We start from the raw sequence: 17,616 nt of genomic DNA, 5'->3' as shown, positions 1-17,616 counted from the left end.
ACTCTACGTAGGCGCAGCCATGGCTGGTCAAGCCGTCGAGTGAGGGGCGGAGCGGTCGGTTTTACGCCCTCTATTCGCGGCTATAACGCCCGTGCCGGTGCGTGGAATTCACTCCGTACGCGCGTCGAGCCATGCCTCGAAATCGCGCTCCCGGACGCGAAGAATGCGATCGCTGATGCGCACGACGGGGATTTGCCAGCTCCTGTAGTTGTCGAGAACGGTGCGCTTTGTGAGTTCCATCCGTTCGGCAATCGTCTCGAAACTCAGCAATGTATTTGAACCACCGCGAGGCATGGTCTTCCCTGTTCGTGCGTAGGTGTCCCCCGGCGGACCGTTCCAGCCGGATGGGGCCGGTTGCGTTCAGTCCGGCACCGACAAGTACGTGGATCAGCGGAATCTGTTACACCCGCGAGAAACCCAACGTGCCTGCCTGCACGATGGAGTGGCTTCGAGGTGGCGGCGGAAGCGTGCGAGGGCATCGGTCGAGCTGGCAGTGGAGACCTTGGATGCTGTGGGGTTCGACATCGGCCGTGGGCCAGTTCAGTGCTCGGTGATGGGGTCGGCGCCGGGCGGCGGTTCTCGTGTGCGGAGCCGTGCTGGTCGCTACTTCTGCGACCCCATCGGGCGGCGCGGGCCGGGGTGGATGCGCATGACCTGCTGGGCCGCTCCCTTGCCGCGCGTGCACAGAACACCGCGTCGTCGGCCCGCCCGCACCACACTGATGGCGGTGTCCTTGTCGATCATGGCGCGCCTGGCGGCCACTCTGATGGAGATCCACTGCTCGTACGGCAGGAGCATCAGGGTGTGGTCGGTGGCGTTCATGGGCGGAGGCAGCATGGTCGCGGTCCCTTCGCTTCGGGTCTGGGTCGGCGCCGGGTTGCTCTCCCAGCGCCTGTCCGAACCATATAGCACAGCGCGCGTCGCGAGGATCGCTGACCTGTTCGGGACATGCCGCAAATGGCCGGTTATGCTGCCTCAGCGCCGCCTCGGAACCTGATCCTCCTTCTGTGGGGAATCGGTGGAGGTATCCCGAGGGCTGCGCAGCACTGGCTCTTGGGGGGACATCACGCCGTGACGGACATTCTGGAAGCCCTGGTCGCACGCGCCGCAAACGGCGGGGAGGGTGGGGCCGACGCCATCGCGGCGTTGTACGACGAGCTCAACGACACTGTGTACCACTGGGTGCGGTTCTACATCCGGGACGGGCACGTCGCGGAGGACCTGAGCCAGGAAGTGTGGCTGAAGGTCGCCCAAAATATCGGTAAGTACCGGACAGGGACGAACTTCCTGGCCTGGCTGCGCACGATCACGAAGAACACCGCGCTCGACTACCTGCGCTCCGTGCAACGGCGCCCTTCAGAGGTGCTGTACGCCGACCATCTCGAACTCGACCGGCCGCGCGTGGACCAGAGCCCGGAGGAGTACGCCGAGAAGCGAGCACTGGCGGAAGCTGTCGCCTCCCATTTGCATAAACTGCGGCCCGAGCAGCAGCAGGTCCTGATCCTGCGGTTCTTCGACGGACAGAGTCCGGGGCGTACCGCGGAGATCATGGGGAAGACGGACGGCGCTGTCCGTACCTTGACGGTACGGTCATTGCGCAAGCTCGCTGAGGTCATGCCGGCCGGGGAGTCGTCTTCCCAGTTGGTCGAGGAGCTGCTGACGGCGGCAGTGGCCAGAAACAGAGTTGTCGGTACACGGGTTGAGACACGAGAGGCGAGGGCGCATGTCGCGACGCGCTGACCAGAGCGAGCGCCTGGAGCGGGCGCTGGACGGCGGGCCCACCCCTCACGATGAGGAGACCCGCCAGATGCTGGCCGCCGCGGGCGCGCTCCGGCCCGGCTACCAGCGCAGCCCTGCGAGGGTTCGCGCCACCAGGGACGCGATGCTTCGCGAGTACGAGCGTGCTCAGAATCCGCAAGAGACCCGCGAGGATGCCGGAACGGGCGACGGCCTGGACGAGCCGGAGATCCACCGTGAGGAGATAGAGCTGCCCGGCGGCGGCCACTTGGTCCTCACTGACATCGAGGCCATCACCCCCGAGCGTGCCGAGAAGACGGCCGCCCACATCGCGCGCATCCTGCAGAGCACCGAGGAAAGAGACCGGCAGAGTTGAGCAGCGAAATACCCGAGGGCCTGCCGCCTCTGCAGATCCACGTCCTCAGCCCGGACGAGCACGACGGTGAGCACGGCGATGTGCCGCTCACCGACGTGGGTGTGGTCAACCTCAACGGTGAGCGTCACCTGTTTTTGAGCCCGCAGTCCTTCGGCTCCGCCGTACGCCAGGTTAGCTCCGCCATGCCGGACCTGCCGCTGGAACAGGTCGAGCGCCTGGTGCGCGAGCACTGCGCCGAGTTCAAGGACTTCGATGAGCTGCTGGGGCCCGTCGAGCCTGCTCCGCCGGTCGACCTGCTGCCGCCTCCGGCGGAGCCTCCTGCGTCTGCTCGTCCTCGCGGCCGCGCGAAGAGGTGGGCTATTGCGGCGGCGCTGCTTCCCGCGCTTGCCGGAAGCTGGGCGGTGGGCCACTTCACCGGGCATGACGTGGCCGAGACGAGGGCGAGCGCCCCTGACGTGAGCCCGAACTCCACCGAGGCGTCCGACAGGATGCGCTCGGCGGCGCAGCCGTTCAACGATCCGATGTTCATGGACTTCTCTGACGCCGGGCAGATTGACTGCCAGACGCTCGGCACGCTTCAGGCGGAGTGCACCGACTCGGACGGCATGGTGATGTCGTCGAAGGCTGCACTCGGCCCGGACAGCACGATCTTCACGTTCTCGTACGGGGCGGAACAGATCGGGTTGCGCATCTTTGGCGATCCCGACTACGCGAAGACATGGACCCAGCAGGACGGGACCACGAAGCTGTACCCCAACCTCGTCCGTTCCGGCCGGTACGTGCTGTGGGGCACGGATAAAGACCGCCTGCAGGAATACCTGAAACTGCTGCACACCTCGTCGTCGAAGAAGTTGCCCGCCGGCGCGCACGCCATGGGCAACGCCACCCCGCTCCCGCCTCGTCTGGCCGCGCTCACGCTGGGCACGCTGGGGCTCAACGAGCACGACGTGCACACCATCCTGTTCTCGCCGCCGGACGCCACAGCCGACACGCCTGTCTTCCTGGCCGCGCGGGCGGTGCTTGGAGTCCGGGAAGATGTTCCGTCGCGCGTGAAGGATGGTGACGACGACATCGTGGCGCTCGCGGCCGGGATCGAGCCGCAGCCGGTCGCGACCACTCCGGACCAGAAGCCGAGTACGAAGCCTCCGGTGGTGCAGGTCACCGACTCTGGCTCCGGTTCGACATCGGCGGGCAGCTCCGGGGCATCGCAGGCGACTTCGACGGCGCCCGCGCCCGACCCTGCGCCGGAGCCGAAGCCGACCGAGGAAGAGCAGAAGCCGGTCGAGGAGAAGCCCAAGGATTCAGAGCAGCCCGTGACGGACCCGACGCCCAGCACGGACACGCAGTCGGAACCCGCGCAACCAGAGCAGCGGGAGCAGCCGACCGAGCCTCCGGCCGGTACGGTCGTCCCGGCTCCGTCGTCGGAGACGAGGCCAGCACCGCCGAAGGAGCCGGGCCCGGCCGATCCGCAGGTTCCCGCCGAGGGCGCTGGTGGCACCCACGAGCTGGGCCTCCCGGGGCCTGGCAACGCCACTCCCGTCGAGGACGGAGACGAGGATGGGGATCTGATGGCGTTGCCGCAAGCCTGGATCGCTGCCGCGTAGGCTGAGCGCAGCGCGGCGGCCGTACGCTGCGCAACGCTCCCTGGTGATCCTGCTGCCAGCAGGTCTCACCCTCCGACGTGTTGCTTGTTCCCCTGCCGAGCCATCACCTCGGCGACCGTGCTTGTGATGCTCTCGGCGAGTTCCGTTCTGCCTCCCCGCTGTACAAGCCATGCCTGTAGAGCCGCAGGTCCTTCAGCGGTGAACACCTCGATCATCTTGTGCAGGCTGTTGAAGTACCGCTCACGTTCCGCAGGCGACCAGTGTGGGAACTGTTCGGCGAGGTAGAGCGGTACGGATCCGTTGTTCGCGTAGGTCATGCCAGGGATCAACGGGAACCGTGCCAGGCCGTCACGTCTGTGCTCGGGAAGTTCGGCCAGTCGGAGCAAGCACCGGCCGTACCGGGATGGATGCTCTTTCCGCCTGGCCGTTCGCCGCGCGGTGTAAGACGTTAGAACGGGGGCTGCGGCACCGCCCAATGGTCGTCAGTCACCGGATGCCCTGTGGTGGTGGCCGCGCGCTGAGCACCGGTCTTGGCGATCTTCGCAGCGGCATTCTTCAGGCTCACACCGACGTCCTCGACATCGAGTTCGTACACGGTGCGCTTGACGCCCTCGCGGTCCTCGTATGAGCGCTGTTTGAGGCGGCCTTGCACGATGACGCGGGTGCCGCGCGTCAGGGACTCGGCGACGTTCTCCGCGGCCTGTCGCCACACGGCGCAGGTCAGGAACAGGCTCTCGCCGTCCTTCCACTCGTTGGTCTGCCGGTCGAAGGTGCGCGGGGTCGAGGCGACGCGGAACTTCGCCACCGCGGCGCCGGATGGGGTGAAGCGGAGTTCGGGGTCGTCGACCAGGTTGCCGATCAGGGTGATGACGGTCTCGCCTGCCACAGGAGAGGGCCCTTCAAATTCGGCGGTCGGCCCGCCGCAAGTCGGGCCGACCGGAGGGACAAGGTCAGGAGAACAGCAGGCGCCAGGTGAGCGAGCCGGGGATGCCGTCAGGGTCGCCGCGCAGCTCCTTACGGGAGCGCTGGAAGTCGGCCACGTTCTGGCGGTCCGCGTCTGACCACTTCGGGCCGGGCCCGGAGGTGTAGTGCCGGCCGAAGCCCTTCTTCACGAGCTGCTTGCCGAGCAGCGTGATGTGCGAATTGTTCTTGCCAGGGCCGAAGTACGAGGCGCCGGGGAAGGGTGGCATGGGCTTCGGCTTGCTCGTGCCGCCGGAACTGGACCCGTCGGAGGAGCCGCCGGGCACCTTGGCCTTCGCCTTAGCCAGGGAGATCAACTTGGCGAAGTCGAGGCCACCGGGATCCCCATGGACGTTCTCCGGGACATGGGAGTGGCCGCACCAGCCGTTGAAGTTGATCCACTCCGAGGACGACATCCGGGCCTTCGTCTTGCCATACGACGACGGGTAGGCGAGCCAGGTGTTCGGGCCGGAGAGGGGGATGCCGTTGTTCTTGTACTGCCACGCCAGGAACGCGGCGAGATCGTCCAGTGCCCACTCCGGCGCGTCCGGCCAGTAGATGTAGTCCGTGCCAGCCTTGGCGCCGTTCCAGATCTTCGCGTGCGTGGGGTCGCACGTGCCAACCAGCTCGATCTGGATGCAGTTGAGGGTATTGGTCTCGACGCCGCCGGCCAGGTTGACCAGGGCGCGGGCGGAGCGGTTGAACGCGTAGTGCTGGTAGAAGTCCAGCCGCTTCTTTGCGAAGTTGGGCTTTGCGGTGATGTTCGGGGCCTCGGCACCGCTGCCGTACGACGGCAGGGACGTGCCCTCGGTGGTGTGGAGTACGCCGCAGTTCGGCTTGACCACGTCGCCCTCATAGCGGGACGAGTAGTCGTACGCGCGGCTGGCGCCGGGGTAGTAGTTGACGGTCACGATGTGCTTCCTCCGGTGCTGGTGAGCAAGGAGGGAGCACCGTGGCTGCCAGTGCGCATTAGTGTCGCGCGCTGGCTCGTGCGGTCGACATGGCACCACCGTGCGGCGCTCAGCCGTCGACCACCTCCGCGTCCACGACGCTGCCGTCCTCCAGCTCCGGCGGGTCGGGGTACTGCACGGCGAACAGCGTCTGGTTCAGACGCTCGGCGAGCGCGCCCAGATCGACGCGTTCCTCTTGGGCCGGCTCGTTGCTGTCCAGGCCCGTGATCTCGATTGCGAGCGCTGCGTCCTTGCCGTAGTGATTTCGGTGCTGCCGTTCCAAATACCAGGCGTCCGCGCGCCAGTCCGGCGCCGTCCGGTCCTCGGTGACCTCCTCGACGATCTGGCCGGTCTCCGGGTCGCGGAACTTCCTCGTCGTGACCTTGGTGACGATCCCGCCGTCCGCGACGCGCCTGATGTTGGCCATGGCGCGGGCCGCTGCCATGGCGCGGGCAGTGCGCACCTTCTCGAACAGCTCGACGTACGGGTCCTCGTCCCGGTTCGCGGTCTGCCCGTCCTCGCGCGCGGCGACTTCGGCGCGGCCGCGGGCCATCCACCGGTGATAGGTGGCGCTCGAGATGCCGGCCGCCTCGGCGGCGAGTTCTACAGCGATGCCGGTGCGGGAGGCGGCGATGATGCGCCCTTCGACCTCTTCAGATAGCAGGGTGGGGCGTCCGGCGCCGGAGCGGCGGGGCTTTCGGCGGTTGGTCATGGCGCTATTCCTCAGCGTCCGGGCGTGAACGCGTGGCCGCAGGCCGGGCAGGTGGCAAGGCGGGCGCGTCCCTCGTCGTCTGGGCTGAGGCCATCGCCGTCCAAGCCGTGATGACTGGCGTCCGGCAGGTGCAGCACGGGTGCCTGGCCGTCGTTGATGGCGCCCGGCAGGGTCTCTGGGTCAACCTGGCGCAGCAGACTTTCCAGTTCGTCCTCGGGGATGGCGAGGGAGTCGAACAGCTCGGCGTCGGCGGTCACGATGTCTTCGAGGTAGGCGGCGAGGGAGCGCGGCTGCCATCCACCGTCAGCCCCGATCTTGTTGAGCTTGATGTTCAGGGCCTTGGCCTCGGCATCGGAGCGGGAGGCCCAGCCCCGCTGGACGGGGACGAGCCACCCGCCGTCGTTGTCCAGGAGTAGCCCGCCGGGGAGCCGTTCACCCCGCGCCTGCATTTCGATCAGTGCCTCGCGGCGGCCGTGGCCGCCCAGGATGGTGCCCGTTCGCTCGTCGCCGATGGGTTGGTCGACGAAACCGTGTCTGCGGATGCTCTCGATGATGCGCTCGACCTCGTGCTTCTTCGGGTTTCCGGGCGCGGGGGCAAGATCTTCCAGCGGCACGTAGGTGGTGTAGCGGGGCGCGGGCACGGTCTCGGTCACGGATGTCCTTCCGGCGGTTCGTGGTGCCGGCGGCGGGCGTGGTCTGCGAGCCCGCGGACTTCAACCGCGGCGCCCCGCCTCGCAAGCGGGACATGCCGTCATGGCCGGGCCGCGCCCGCCGCCGGGCCGGTGCCGTCCTCGTTCCGGATGGGGCGGCGCCGGAGCCCGCCAGCCTCTGGCGACGTCACCAGGGCAGGAGAGCCGGGCGGAAGGTATGGCGCGCGGACCGTTTGTGTCGCGGCGGCGGCCACACTCTTCTCGGGAGCCAACGGAAGGCGCGGTGGAGCCGGTTCGGTCTTCGCTGGGCCGGTTGGCGTCGTACGGATCCGATGGGGAGCGGCGCCCGCTACACACCAGGCGACGCGTGCTGTACTATTTGCCATGGCTGGGAGAGCGACCCAGCTACCTGGGCCTAGGTGTAACAGATTTCGCCGGTTGTCGTACTTGCTGGCGAAGCCCTCTACGCCCCGCCCAGGACAGACCCGAAAAGCCCTGGGCCAAGCCGAGGGTGAGAAAGGACCCACCATGTCGTACGACGACGCCTTCCAGGCGCCGGAGCCCGCCCTGTCCCTGGGCGACGCCGCCCTGCTCTCGGTCTTCGCCAAGCTGTTCAAGGACCACGTCGTGCCCGCGATCGACGAGAAAATCGCCGCCGTAAAGGGTCCGCTCCTTGACGCGTACGAGAACCCCGAGAGCAGCACCAAGTCTGTCGATGCCAAGGTCAACGGCGTCGCCGTCGCCACGCACACGGTGGCCATCTCCAAGGACAAGTACGTCGTTGGCGATGAGGACACGTTCAACGAGTTCGCCGAGGAGAAGGGCGAGGCGGAGGTCATCATCCAGGCACGCCCCGCCTTCCGAGACGCGATGATCAAGCGCGCCATCTACGACAAGGCGACGGGTGTCATCGTCGACAAGCTCACCGGCGAAGAGATCCCCGGCCTGACCCGTATTCCCGGTGGCAAGCCGACCGGTTCCGTAGCCCTCCGCTGGAAGGAGGGCGGCCAGGAAGCCGTGATGGAGGCTTTCCGCGAAGGGCAGCTCGACGGGCTGCTGCGCGGCGTGCCCATGCTCCCCGCCGCGCCCGACCGCGGCTCGCGACAGTAGCCCGCGCGCACAGTCGAACGACGCCCGGCCGCACCCTCCGTGGGGCCGGGCCCTTCCCCGAAGGATCACCCTTGTCCACCCACACCGACATCGGTCCGGCGCGCGCCGGGGGCATATCCGACCGTGCGTTCCGCCTGTACTGCTACCTCGCCCTTGAGAGCGACGGCGGATGGGTCGGCGTCCAAGACGTCGCCGACGCATGCAACCTGACCAACCACCAGGCGCGCGAACCCCTTTCCGAACTCCGCAAAGAGGGCATGGTCGAGTCGCAGCGCGTGTACGAGATGGGTGCCCACGGCCGCAAGACGTGGCACACCTACTTCCGGCTGCCGCTGGAGACGAGCGAGGCAGCAGCGTGACCAACCGCAGCGCGGTGCGAAGGAACCGGCGCACCTACTTCGTCCAAGTCGAGTCCCAGACCGCTCGTGACGACCGCATCAGCTTCCGCGCCCTCGGCCTGCTGACGTACTGCCTCGACCAGCACGAGAGTTGGAACGTCCGCTCCGAGCAACTCGCCCGGGGCGAGGGGCGCGAGGGGCGTGACGCCGTCCGCAAGGCGCTGCACGAGCTGGCCGCGCATGGCTACTACCGTCTGGAGCGGCGGCGCTTCCTCGACGGCAAGACGGCCATGGGGGCGGCGGTCAGCGAGTACCCCGTGGAGCAGTGGGCCCAGGACTACGTCACCTTCGGCGGAAAGCTGGACGTCCCCGTCGTCGAGCAGGAAGACGGTTCGTTCCGCGTCCGCTACGCCGATAGCACCCTCGGCCCGGACGGCTTCTCGCTCGACCCCGAGTCGACCGTGCCGGCCGACGCCGACACCGTCCCAGAGCCGGACCCGGAGTCGGACCCGGAACCGGAGGCGAAGCCGAAGAAGAAGCCGCGTACCGCCCCGCCGGCCGCCGCTCGCTCCGCCGCGCAGAAGAAGGCCCAGCAGCCGGAGAAACAGGAGGAGTCGACCGGGGAGGCCAAAGGGAAGACGCCCGCCCAAGAAGTTGCCACCTGGTACTACGAGCACGCCACGCAGTACCTGGGCCCCTACGCGGGCAAGCAGAAATCCGGGTGGTACTTCGGGCTCGTCAAGCTCAGCCAGCAGGCCCTGGAGGCCGAGTACACGCAGAAGCAGGTGGCCAAGGCGTTCCAGCGCACCGGAGTTCACTTCCCGACGGCGCACCAGTTCCAGCGCGCACTGAGCGACGAGCGGAACAACAAGCCGATGCCCGCCCAGTACGGGGGCAGACCCGCCCCCTACAGCGATGCCGCGACCTGGGGAACGCACGGCACCGGCGGGCCGCCCGCCCCGGGCGCCCCCAACGACCTCGACGACGGCGCCATGTTCGGCATCGTCCCCGCCTAATGCGAAAGGAGAACGAGCAGTGAGCACCCTGGCAGCCGAACGCGTCGTCCCCGAGCGTGAGCCGAAGCGATTGTTCGAGATCACGGACCGTATGGTCGCGGCCCTTCGGCGCGGCGGGGCCGACCTCTCGCAGCTCGGTGTGCCCGCGCCGACCGAGGCGGATGACCTTGAGCTGTGGGAGGACGTCTCGGTCCCGCAGGCCCGCGCCCGCGCTCTAGCCTGGTCCAACAGCATGAAGGCGGCCGACCACGACGATTACCTGAAGTGGCGGTTCTGCGACCTGGACGACAACCAGCGGCCCCAGGCGCTGAGCGGCTGGCTCGACTCGGTCGTCGAGGCCAAGCGGAAGAAGGCGCGTCCCAATGTGATGCACTTCATCCTGTCCGGGAACATCGGCTCGGGGAAAACCACCGCGGTGGCCGCGCTCGGCAACGAGGCCAGCGACCGGGGGCTCCTCGTACGGTTCGTGCAGCACTCCACGTACCTCACCTGGCGCCGTCCCGACGGGGGGCCCGACGACATGAGCCGGTACCAGGTCCGCAAGCGCCACGTCGAAGACCCGGACGTACTGATCCTCGACGAGCTGTGCGGCGAAATGGACGGCGTGCAGACGGAGTTCGTCCGTCGAGAGACCACCGATCTGGTCGGCTCCCGACTGGCGTCGGGTAGACCGACGGTGTTCTCCACGAACCTGCGACGCGACGGCATCAAGGCCGTCCTCGGCGAGCGACTGCTCTCTCGCATCGAGGACCGGGCGTACCTGGCCAAGGTTGTCGGACCCGACCGGCGCACGCCCCGCAAGCCCTTGGAGTGGTGAACAGCAGTCTACGTACCGGCTGGTGATGGGACATAGGGAAGTACGCCGGGCGCAGGACGCTATATCGTTTGGGCAACTCGAGGGCCGACGAGCATAGGTCCCCGGGAAGACCCGAACGAAAGGGACGTGTCTTGCCCAAGCTGCCCACCATACGTGCCATCACCCAGGGTGAGCGGGAGCTGCGGGATTGGCACCGCAACCTCCGTATCGGAGCCGCCGCCGCTGGCTTCGGGATGATGCTCGCCTCCCTGTACCAGCTCCACTGGGCGGGAACGCTCATCGGCTTCCCCACCTTCGCCGCCGGGGCGATGGCCGGGTCCCTGGAACTCCTCTTGGCCTTCAACGCCGGCGCCGTCACCAGCATCCGCAAGCGGAAGCCCGACGGCAAAGACGGCCGTTACTACTGGTCGCTGTGGGGAATCTTCGCGTTCCTGCTCCTCATCTCGATCGCCGCGAACGTCGGCCACGCCATAGTGGCGCTGTCGGAGTGGTTCAGCGCCGGTAGCGCCCCAACTGTCATGGCCCAGAACAAGGTCGCCGTTTACGTCGTCGGCAGTGCAGTCGCCGCGATGGTGCCCCTTGGGGGCTCCTTCGGTCTGCACATCTCGGGGTTCGTCCGCGCACGCGGCGCCGGATCGGACTGGGTCGACGAGGACGGGACCGGCGCGCTGCTGAGCACCGGGGCACCCGTGCCCGCGGCACCCCGAAAGACGCCGGCCATTCCGAGGCCCGTCGGGAAGATACCCACCGAGAAGCCGACCCCCGCGTCCGAGCAGGCAGAGTCGTCTGCGCCAGGTCCGAAGGGCGAGGCACCGGAGCAGACCGAGCAGGAGCAGGAGCAGGAGGCGGCACCGGAGGTCGAGCCGGTGAAGGTGCTGCCCGAGGAGGGGCTGTACGCCATCTACAAAGCAGCCAGGGACGCTGATGAGCACCACCGGTTCGGCCCTCGCGGTGACCTGAATCCCACCCAGCTCGGCCGCCGCTTGGGGCAGAGCCCGCAGAACGGACGGAAGAATGTTGGTCCTCGCTTCGACTCCCGCTACCGCGCGGAGAAGCAGGAGGAGCGCGGTGACGGTGTGAACATGGACGGTCTTGCGGCCGATAGCGAGGCCACTCAGGCATCCTGACGTCCGCCCTGCACGACTTCGCGGCGGGTGCTCCCGATTCTGGGGCGCCCGCCGCTGGCGTGCCGGAGGCGCTTTGAGGACGCTGATCCAGCCGTGGAAGGTCCGGCCTCTTGGTCTGCTGAAAGCAGATTGATTCTCCGCCCAAAGGCGCTAGAATAATACAGCGCGCGTCAGGACGGGAAGCTAAGGCCGTCCGCGCCGCAGCATCCGGGAGAGCAACCCGGAAGACCCGAAGCGAAAGGCCCCGTTCCGTGGCTGGAATCACCGCGCCCCAGCGCACCCGCAAGAGCCGGACGCCCACCGGCAAGCCGAACCCGCCGATCATCCTCCTCACCGGCCCGGAGAAGACCGGCAAGAGCTATGAGGCCGCGCGAGGCTCCGGCTCTGACCTGATCGGCATGACGTACTGGATCGAGATCGGCGGCACTGAGGGGACCGCCGACTACTACGGCCGCGTGCCCGGCGCAGCCTACGAGATCGTGCCGCACGACGGCTCATACCAAGACATCCTCGACGCCATCCGCTGGGTGAACCACCAGCCCCGCGTCGACGGGAAGCCCAACATGCTGGTCATCGACTCAATGACCTCGCTGTGGGACATGCTCAGCGACGAGATCGCCATGTACGCGCGCAACCGTGCGATCCGCAAGGCGCAGCGCAACCGTTCTCGCGTGCCTACCCTCGATGACCCGGTGGTCATCGACTCCGACCTGTGGAACCGGGCCAAGGACCGCTGGGGCGAGGTGTTGTGGCTCTTGCGCCGCCACCAGGGCCCGTGCCTGCTGCTCGCCCGCGCGGAGATCGTCACCGCCTTCGAGAACGACAAGCCGACCCGGAACACCACCCGGAAGGTGAAGGCGGAGAAGAACCTTCCCGCGGCCGTCGACGCGATCGTGGACCTTCACGCCATCGGCGAAGCCTGGCTCACCGGCGTGCGCACCCTCCACATGGAGATCCAGCCCGGCGAGACCCAGCGGTTCCACGACTTCACCGTGGATGCGCTGCTGCGCCGCCTCGGCTTGCAGGATGCCGCTGAGACCCGCTCCGTCTCCGAACTGCGCCCAGACGCCGATTTGCAGGAGTACGGCCAGCAGCCCCAGCAGCCCGCACCCCACCAGGCGCCCGTCCGGCAGGCCCCGGGCTTGACCGGCGAACAGGCGGCCAAGCTGATCCGCGACGCCCTGATGCACCCCACCGACCCGGAGGCCGCCCTGCGCGAGCTGCGCGAGGAGCACGGCCGCCGCACGCTCAAGGCCGTGAAGACGGACACCGGGTGGGGCCTGATGAGCGCCGACGACCTGATCACCAAGTCGCTCGACCACCTCAAGGCGAAGGCCGAGCAGGCGCAGGCAGGAATGGAGGGCGGCGAGCAGAAGGATTCGCCCAGCCACGCTGCCAAGCAGAACGTGCCCACGGAGGCGGGCGAGACCGAGCCGGTCGGCGAGGGGACGCCGCCGCCCCCGGACCCGGCCGAGGAGCCGCCCGTCCCCGAGCGGCCCGAGGAGGTGAGCGAGGCCGAGGAGCCGCAGGACCTCCCCCGTCCGCGGCCCGCCCAGGTGAACAAGGCGAACAAGGTGATGGCTGTGCTGCTCACTGAGGCGGAGATTCAGGCCCGCATCCTGGGCATGACGATGCAGGATCACCTGGAGCCGATCTCTGGCCCGGACGAGGGGGCGCCGCCGCCGATGACGAAGCTGCGGACGCACGTGATCGAACACCGCCCCATGGTGATCGGCTTGTTGGAGGAGCGTGGCGAGCGGGAAATCGCCAACGCCTATCGTCTCGCGGGCAGGCCGGAGCTGAAGATCGCCGAGATGTTCGCCCCGCTCTACACCGACCTCGCCACGGTCGGATGAGGTGACGTGAGGTGACGCGCTCCGGCCGCGCCTGAACCTCCCCGGCCGGGATGAGGCGCGCCCCGCCGCATCACGTCACGTCACCTGCCGAAGGCGCGCCCGCGCGGCTCCAGCCACCGTGCGGGCGCGTGTTCGGCTTCTTCAGGGCGCGCGCCATCCGCCTTCGCAGGCGCGCCCTTGGCGCAACAACGGTGCGCCACAGTCAGCCGGGGAAGGTGCGCGCCGCGCCACCGAGGAGGATCGCGCCACCGCTACCGCGCGCTTCCGGTGGCGCGCGCCCGTCTCCGGCGCGCGCCGCTGTGGCGCGCCGGCACTACGGTGGCGCGCCACCCACATGGCGCGCCACGCCCCTGGGCGCGCCCGCTACCGGGTGGCGCGCCATGGTCTGACCTGCGAATTCGCCCGGCGCGCCAGGCTCGGGCGCGCCCGGCTCTCCTGCCACCGCAGCAGGCGAGAGCGGCCGCGGCACGGCCTGACAGAGGCGCGCCGCGGTGGTGCGGGTGCGCGGGCACGAAGAAGGGCGCGCCCGTATCGGGCGCGCCCAAGGTGCGGGTGCGCGGTCAGTTTGCGGGGCGCGCCTGTGCTCGCCGCTCGGCGCGCCGTTGTCGCCGCACCTCCTCGCGCGCCTTCCGCGCGTCCTCCCGAACTGCGTTGCGCAAGCGGGAGAACTCCTCCGGATACCTCTCAGCGAGGAGCCGCATCGCCTGGAGCCGGTAGTTCGGCGCGGTCGGCATCCGCCCCCACCGCGCCACCGAGTAGTTCAGCGTGTACTGAAGGAACCGGAGCTCGGCCTCCAGCCGCGAGCGGAGCTGCGTGACGCGAGCGTGGTGGGCCTTGCGGGTCTCGCCCTCGACCGGGGGCAGAAACTCCTCCGGGGCCCGCATCATCCGCACGGCGAGGGCCTGTGTGCGTTGGGCCACCTCTGGCGAGCGGAACGCCAGTCCCTGGACGTAGTCACGGCCGGACCGCGAGCTGCCGGCCGCTGCTTGGACGAACGTCGACCACTCCTGGGCGAACGCCTCGTCGTCGAGCTGTGCCAGGTACTCGGCCTCGTCTGCGGCGAGATCTTCCACGGCGGCCACGATGGGCTGCCGCGCCTCCTGGAGCTGTTTGCGGAAGACGCTGATGCGGGCCTGGTGCTCTCGCTTCGACTCGCCATCCTGGCGGGCGACGACCGTCTTGAACTCGCGGGCGGCGCGATCAGCTGCGGCGAGTGTACGGCTGGCCACCTCCGACGAGCGGAACGCCGCCGCCTGCACCTCGCGCGGGGCCCGCCTGTCGGTGCCGCCTTGTACGTACGTGATCCACGCCTCGAAGAACGCCTGGTGCGACATCTCCTTCAGGCGCTGGGCCTCTGCCGTGACCTTCTCGGCAGGCGGCTGCGCGTCGGCCATCCCCGCGGTTCCTCCTGGTCGCTGCTCTCAAGCCGTGGCGCCGCGCGCGGCGGCCGGCGTGTAGTAGGCGATGGCCGCCTCACAACCGAACCCACTCCGTGTGCCGGGTCATCGCAGGAGCAACCACTCTCCGGCCCCGGGCACGTTTGCACGCGCGCAGTGGTCTCGGGCTGGTATCTGCTGGCCAGACCCAGGAGGAAAGGTTGACCCAAACTCCCTGGAACCAGCAGCAACCCTCAACGCAGTGGGTTCGGCGGCGAGGCGGCCACCTTCGTGCGGATGATACCCGCCAGCATCCCGGCGGGTTCCATCCGCCGGTCTACCCGGCCTGTTCCGAGCCCTTCGGGCTGGTAACCGACTCGATCGCCGGGGCGACCTTGCTGGGCTTCCAGATCAGGTCGTACGTGGCCTGCGAGGCGGCAAGGACGGCGGTGAGCGTCGCGAAGGTGAGCGTGCCGTGCTGGAACTGCTCCCAGCCGCCGGACGCCGCCACGGTGATGACGCCCGCGACCAGGGCCAGGGCGACGGCCACCACCTTCTTCACCTCCGTCGACCAGGCCGGACGCTGGACCATCGCGGTGAGCAGCGGGAGGAGGGCGCCGACCTGGGCGCCGGTGGTAAGGGAATCGAGGGTCGACATGGGAGTTCTGCCCTTCCGGTAGGTGATGTGGAGGGCAGAGCGTGCGGTGGCGGGTGGGCTTGTGTCGTGCGCTGGGCTACGCGGAGTCGCGCTGCTCGACGTCGGCGGTGATCTCGTCGGGCGGCTCGGGCGCCGGGCGGTGCACCGCGTCGCGGACCAGGTCGCGCAGGTCGTGGATGTACTCGATCGCGGCGGCCTTCCAGCGGCGCCACTGCCGCTGTTCCTCCTGCAAGTGCTCGACTCGACGCTCAAGGTCGCTGTACTTCGCTTCGAGGGACGCCATCCGCTCCTGGGTCTGGGTCGCGGCCGCGCGCTGCTGTTCCAGGAGGCTGGTGAATCCGTCGGTGACGGTCTTGATCGCGGCCACCTGGGCGTCGCTGTCGTTCTTGCGTCTGGTCTGCCGGTACACCAGCCACGCGCCGCCCAACGCTCCGATCATCCCGAAGAGGGGAGTCAGTACGGGCGCCAGCGAGACGAGTCCACCCACTGGCGCTCCCTCGGTCGATCGGTCATGGGTGCGCGGGAGCCGGGACAGTGGAGGCCCGCGGCTCCCCGCAGAGCGCACCCTTCAGGACCAGAAGGCTTGTGTCGCTTCGTGGCCTTTCTCCGGGCGGCCTATGAGGCCGAGGGGACCTCGGTGAGCTCGGTAATGATCTCGCCGCACTGGCCGCAGACAGCGATGTACTTCGGCTCGCCGACGTTCTCGTACAGCACGACTTCGCACGGCTCGGCTGCTGCGGCTGGGCAGCCCTCGGTGTGGCACTGGGCCATCCGTCGAATCGACGGGGGGCGCGTCTCCACGTCTTCAGTTCCCATCTCAGCTCCCGATGATCAACCAGTCCACTGTCGTGCGGACCTTGGTGTCGCTTCGTGTCAGCCAGATCGTCATGCCCTGACTCGTGACATCCGTGGAGGTACAGGCGACGAAGCCCGTACCAGGGACCGAGCTGTGCGGACCGACGAAGCCTCGGTGCGTACCGCCGGCGACGTTGAGACCGGTAATGCTGACCGCCTGAGGGACGTTGGCGGCCGCCGGCGTGATGTAGACGGTGCCGGTGATGATGTTCCTTGAGGTCACCATGCCGCTGACCAAGAGGTCGCAGCGGCTGTCCATGGCGTTGGAGGCCATTTCGACGCGCGGCAGAGAGGATCCGTCCGGTGGCGCGCCGATGAGCCACATGGCTGCCATGACGCCGCTGGTGGTGCCCACGGACCCTGAGAACAGCCGGACGTTGCTGATGTTTCCCCCGGCGACCAGGTGGTCGATGCCGGGCAGCCCTGCGTACGGGATCCCCTCTTTGCCGAAGCGGACGTAGCCGCGGCTGAGCAGTGAGTAATAGCGGCCCAGGCCCGAGGTGTTGTAGGCGGCGAAGCCGACGTCCGTGGTGGAGTCGGCGAGTTTCGCTTCGGCTGCCAGCTGCCCGTTGGCGTCGTAGAGGCGCATGGCTTTGTCGAGCACGATGCGTGCTCCGGCCGTTCCGGTCTGGACCGTGGAACCGGTGATGACCTTGCCGTTCAGCGCGTCGGCCGCGATGAGTTCGGCGACGATGCTGCCGGCCTTGATGTGCGTGGCGTCCAGCGTGCCGGCCTTGATGTGGAGCCCTTCGAGGGACTGGGCCTTGACCTCCCGGCCGGTTATCGAGTCTGCGGCGATCTTCCCGGCGACGACCGAATTGGCGGCCAGGAGGTCGGCGCCAATCGTCTCGCGCACGAGCTTGGAGCCCGGCAGGCTTTCGTCCTTGAGCCACACCGCCAGGTCGATGAGTTGCGAGAGGTCCGGACCGTCGACCTGGCGGGGCGTGCCCTGGACTGCGGTCGATGGGGGCCCGGCGACTTGGGCGGCGTTCACGGCGACCAGGCGCACCCACACGCTCGCGTACTCGGCGGTGGCGACGGTGATGGTTCCGCCGGCGACGTTGGTGATCGTCGCGGCGAGCGTGGATAGGTCAGGGGTGAACTCGGCGCTCGGGCCGATGTGGACCTGGACGAGGGAGAAGTCGCTGGGGGTAGCGTACGAGTCGTCCCACAGGCCGTCCCAGCCGACCAGTAGCCCGGCGAGGACCGGCTCGATGGTGGGCGGTGTGGGCGTGGGTGGCGGGTCGGTGTTGACCGGCACTAGGGCCACGCCGCCGTCGGGCTGGACACCGACGGACCCCTTGAGGGTGCCGTCGCAATCGTAGATGTCCATGGCGCCGCCCTCGATGGAGGTGTGGGCGGCCTGAGTGGAGCGTTCGAGGGCCTTGAGGCGACGGTCGTACTGGTCCAGGAGTGCAGCGAAGCGCCGGGCGTCTGACTGCGTGTCTAGGAAGTTGACCATGGCGCGGGATGC

At 68.5% G+C, this 17,616-nt stretch carries 20 protein-coding genes and 1 pseudogene; 9 read left to right on the top strand and 12 right to left on the bottom strand.

Annotated elements, in window-relative coordinates; all coding sequences use genetic code 11:
• Positions 1–108 precede the first annotated feature (108 nt).
• Together ACIRPT_RS21595 and ACIRPT_RS21590 are read right to left on the bottom strand one after the other, a co-directional pair.
• The gene (locus ACIRPT_RS21595; protein WP_393126368.1) at positions 109–240 is read right to left on the bottom strand and encodes a hypothetical protein; all 132 of its coding nucleotides are present in this window, start codon (positions 238–240) and stop codon (positions 109–111) included.
• 363 nt (positions 241–603) lie between these two features.
• The gene (locus ACIRPT_RS21590) at positions 604–837 is read right to left on the bottom strand and encodes a hypothetical protein (protein WP_403829351.1); all 234 of its coding nucleotides are present in this window, start codon (positions 835–837) and stop codon (positions 604–606) included.
• Positions 838–1,071: 234 nt separating this feature from the next.
• Between ACIRPT_RS21590 and ACIRPT_RS21585 the strand changes: the two genes are divergently transcribed.
• From ACIRPT_RS21585 to ACIRPT_RS21575, 3 genes are read left to right on the top strand one after another with little or no spacing between them, the layout of a single operon-like run.
• Entirely contained in the window at positions 1,072–1,740 is a 669-nt protein-coding gene (locus ACIRPT_RS21585) for an RNA polymerase sigma factor (RefSeq protein WP_393126372.1), read from the top strand.
• Positions 1,724–2,113, top strand: a complete 390-nt coding sequence (locus ACIRPT_RS21580; RefSeq protein ID WP_403829348.1) for a hypothetical protein — start codon at positions 1,724–1,726, stop codon at positions 2,111–2,113. The genes ACIRPT_RS21585 and ACIRPT_RS21580 overlap by 17 nt, the downstream gene beginning before the upstream one ends.
• Positions 2,110–3,717: a hypothetical protein gene (locus ACIRPT_RS21575; protein ID WP_403829346.1), complete on the top strand. Its 1,608-nt coding sequence runs from the start codon at positions 2,110–2,112 to the stop codon at positions 3,715–3,717. The genes ACIRPT_RS21580 and ACIRPT_RS21575 overlap by 4 nt, the downstream gene beginning before the upstream one ends.
• A 65-nt stretch (positions 3,718–3,782) precedes the next feature.
• Here ACIRPT_RS21575 and ACIRPT_RS21570 read toward each other — a convergent pair whose 3' ends face one another.
• The 5 genes and pseudogenes from ACIRPT_RS21570 to ACIRPT_RS21550 all read right to left on the bottom strand — a co-directional run bounded on the left by ACIRPT_RS21570 (position 3,783) and on the right by ACIRPT_RS21550 (position 6,992).
• Positions 3,783–4,034: a hypothetical protein gene (locus ACIRPT_RS21570; RefSeq protein WP_403829344.1), complete on the bottom strand. Its 252-nt coding sequence runs from the start codon at positions 4,032–4,034 to the stop codon at positions 3,783–3,785.
• Positions 4,035–4,234: 200 nt separating this feature from the next.
• Positions 4,235–4,603: pseudogene (locus ACIRPT_RS21565) on the bottom strand (single-stranded DNA-binding protein); the annotation flags it as partial.
• 64 nt (positions 4,604–4,667) lie between these two features.
• Positions 4,668–5,588, bottom strand: a complete 921-nt coding sequence (locus tag ACIRPT_RS21560; RefSeq protein WP_403829342.1) for a peptidoglycan-binding protein — start codon at positions 5,586–5,588, stop codon at positions 4,668–4,670.
• Between the two features lie 109 nt (positions 5,589–5,697).
• Positions 5,698–6,339, bottom strand: a complete 642-nt coding sequence (locus ACIRPT_RS21555) for a hypothetical protein (RefSeq protein ID WP_403829340.1) — start codon at positions 6,337–6,339, stop codon at positions 5,698–5,700.
• An 11-nt stretch (positions 6,340–6,350) separates the two neighbouring features.
• On the bottom strand, positions 6,351–6,992 hold the full coding sequence (locus ACIRPT_RS21550) for a ParB N-terminal domain-containing protein (RefSeq protein ID WP_403829338.1): 642 nt from the start codon (positions 6,990–6,992) through the stop codon (positions 6,351–6,353).
• A 525-nt stretch (positions 6,993–7,517) separates the two neighbouring features.
• Here ACIRPT_RS21550 and ACIRPT_RS21545 point away from each other — a divergent pair.
• The 6 genes from ACIRPT_RS21545 to ACIRPT_RS21520 all read left to right on the top strand — a co-directional run bounded on the left by ACIRPT_RS21545 (position 7,518) and on the right by ACIRPT_RS21520 (position 13,253).
• The gene (locus ACIRPT_RS21545; protein ID WP_403829335.1) at positions 7,518–8,099 is read left to right on the top strand and encodes a hypothetical protein; all 582 of its coding nucleotides are present in this window, start codon (positions 7,518–7,520) and stop codon (positions 8,097–8,099) included.
• Positions 8,100–8,170: 71 nt separating this feature from the next.
• Entirely contained in the window at positions 8,171–8,458 is a 288-nt protein-coding gene (locus tag ACIRPT_RS21540) for a FaeA/PapI family transcriptional regulator (protein ID WP_403829333.1), read from the top strand.
• Positions 8,455–9,453: a hypothetical protein gene (locus ACIRPT_RS21535; RefSeq protein ID WP_403829330.1), complete on the top strand. Its 999-nt coding sequence runs from the start codon at positions 8,455–8,457 to the stop codon at positions 9,451–9,453. Before ACIRPT_RS21540 ends, ACIRPT_RS21535 begins: the two co-directional genes overlap by 4 nt.
• A gap of 19 nt (positions 9,454–9,472) precedes the next feature.
• Positions 9,473–10,270, top strand: coding sequence for a hypothetical protein (locus tag ACIRPT_RS21530; protein ID WP_403829328.1), 798 nt, complete (start codon positions 9,473–9,475; stop codon positions 10,268–10,270).
• 131 nt (positions 10,271–10,401) lie between these two features.
• Positions 10,402–11,397 carry a hypothetical protein gene (locus ACIRPT_RS21525; RefSeq protein ID WP_403829325.1) on the top strand — a complete coding sequence of 332 codons (996 nt, stop codon included), beginning with the start codon at positions 10,402–10,404 and terminating at the stop codon, positions 11,395–11,397.
• A gap of 251 nt (positions 11,398–11,648) precedes the next feature.
• Positions 11,649–13,253 (top strand): hypothetical protein, encoded by a 1,605-nt coding sequence (locus ACIRPT_RS21520; protein ID WP_403829322.1) that lies wholly within the window; start codon positions 11,649–11,651, stop codon positions 13,251–13,253.
• A gap of 560 nt (positions 13,254–13,813) precedes the next feature.
• Here ACIRPT_RS21520 and ACIRPT_RS21515 read toward each other — a convergent pair.
• The 5 genes from ACIRPT_RS21515 to ACIRPT_RS21495 form a co-directional block, all read right to left on the bottom strand.
• Positions 13,814–14,647 (bottom strand): hypothetical protein, encoded by an 834-nt coding sequence (locus tag ACIRPT_RS21515; RefSeq protein ID WP_403829320.1) that lies wholly within the window; start codon positions 14,645–14,647, stop codon positions 13,814–13,816.
• Positions 14,648–14,966: 319 nt separating this feature from the next.
• Positions 14,967–15,287 carry a hypothetical protein gene (locus ACIRPT_RS21510; RefSeq protein ID WP_403829317.1) on the bottom strand — a complete coding sequence of 107 codons (321 nt, stop codon included), beginning with the start codon at positions 15,285–15,287 and terminating at the stop codon, positions 14,967–14,969.
• Between the two features lie 76 nt (positions 15,288–15,363).
• A complete protein-coding gene (locus tag ACIRPT_RS21505; RefSeq protein ID WP_403829314.1) occupies positions 15,364–15,774 on the bottom strand; it encodes a hypothetical protein in 411 nt (136 codons plus the stop codon).
• Between the two features lie 128 nt (positions 15,775–15,902).
• Positions 15,903–16,103 carry a hypothetical protein gene (locus ACIRPT_RS21500; RefSeq protein WP_403829312.1) on the bottom strand — a complete coding sequence of 67 codons (201 nt, stop codon included), beginning with the start codon at positions 16,101–16,103 and terminating at the stop codon, positions 15,903–15,905.
• A 1-nt stretch (position 16,104) separates the two neighbouring features.
• Complete coding sequence (locus ACIRPT_RS21495; protein WP_403829309.1) at positions 16,105–17,604, bottom strand: hypothetical protein; 1,500 nt, start codon at positions 17,602–17,604, stop codon at positions 16,105–16,107.
• Between the last annotated feature and the right edge of the window lie 12 nt (positions 17,605–17,616).

It is taken from the genome of Streptomyces sp. NPDC101227 (assembly GCF_044767545.1).
Taxonomy (GTDB): Bacteria; Actinomycetota; Actinomycetes; order Streptomycetales; family Streptomycetaceae; genus Streptomyces.
This window is presented reverse-complemented; position numbering and strand designations above follow the sequence as displayed.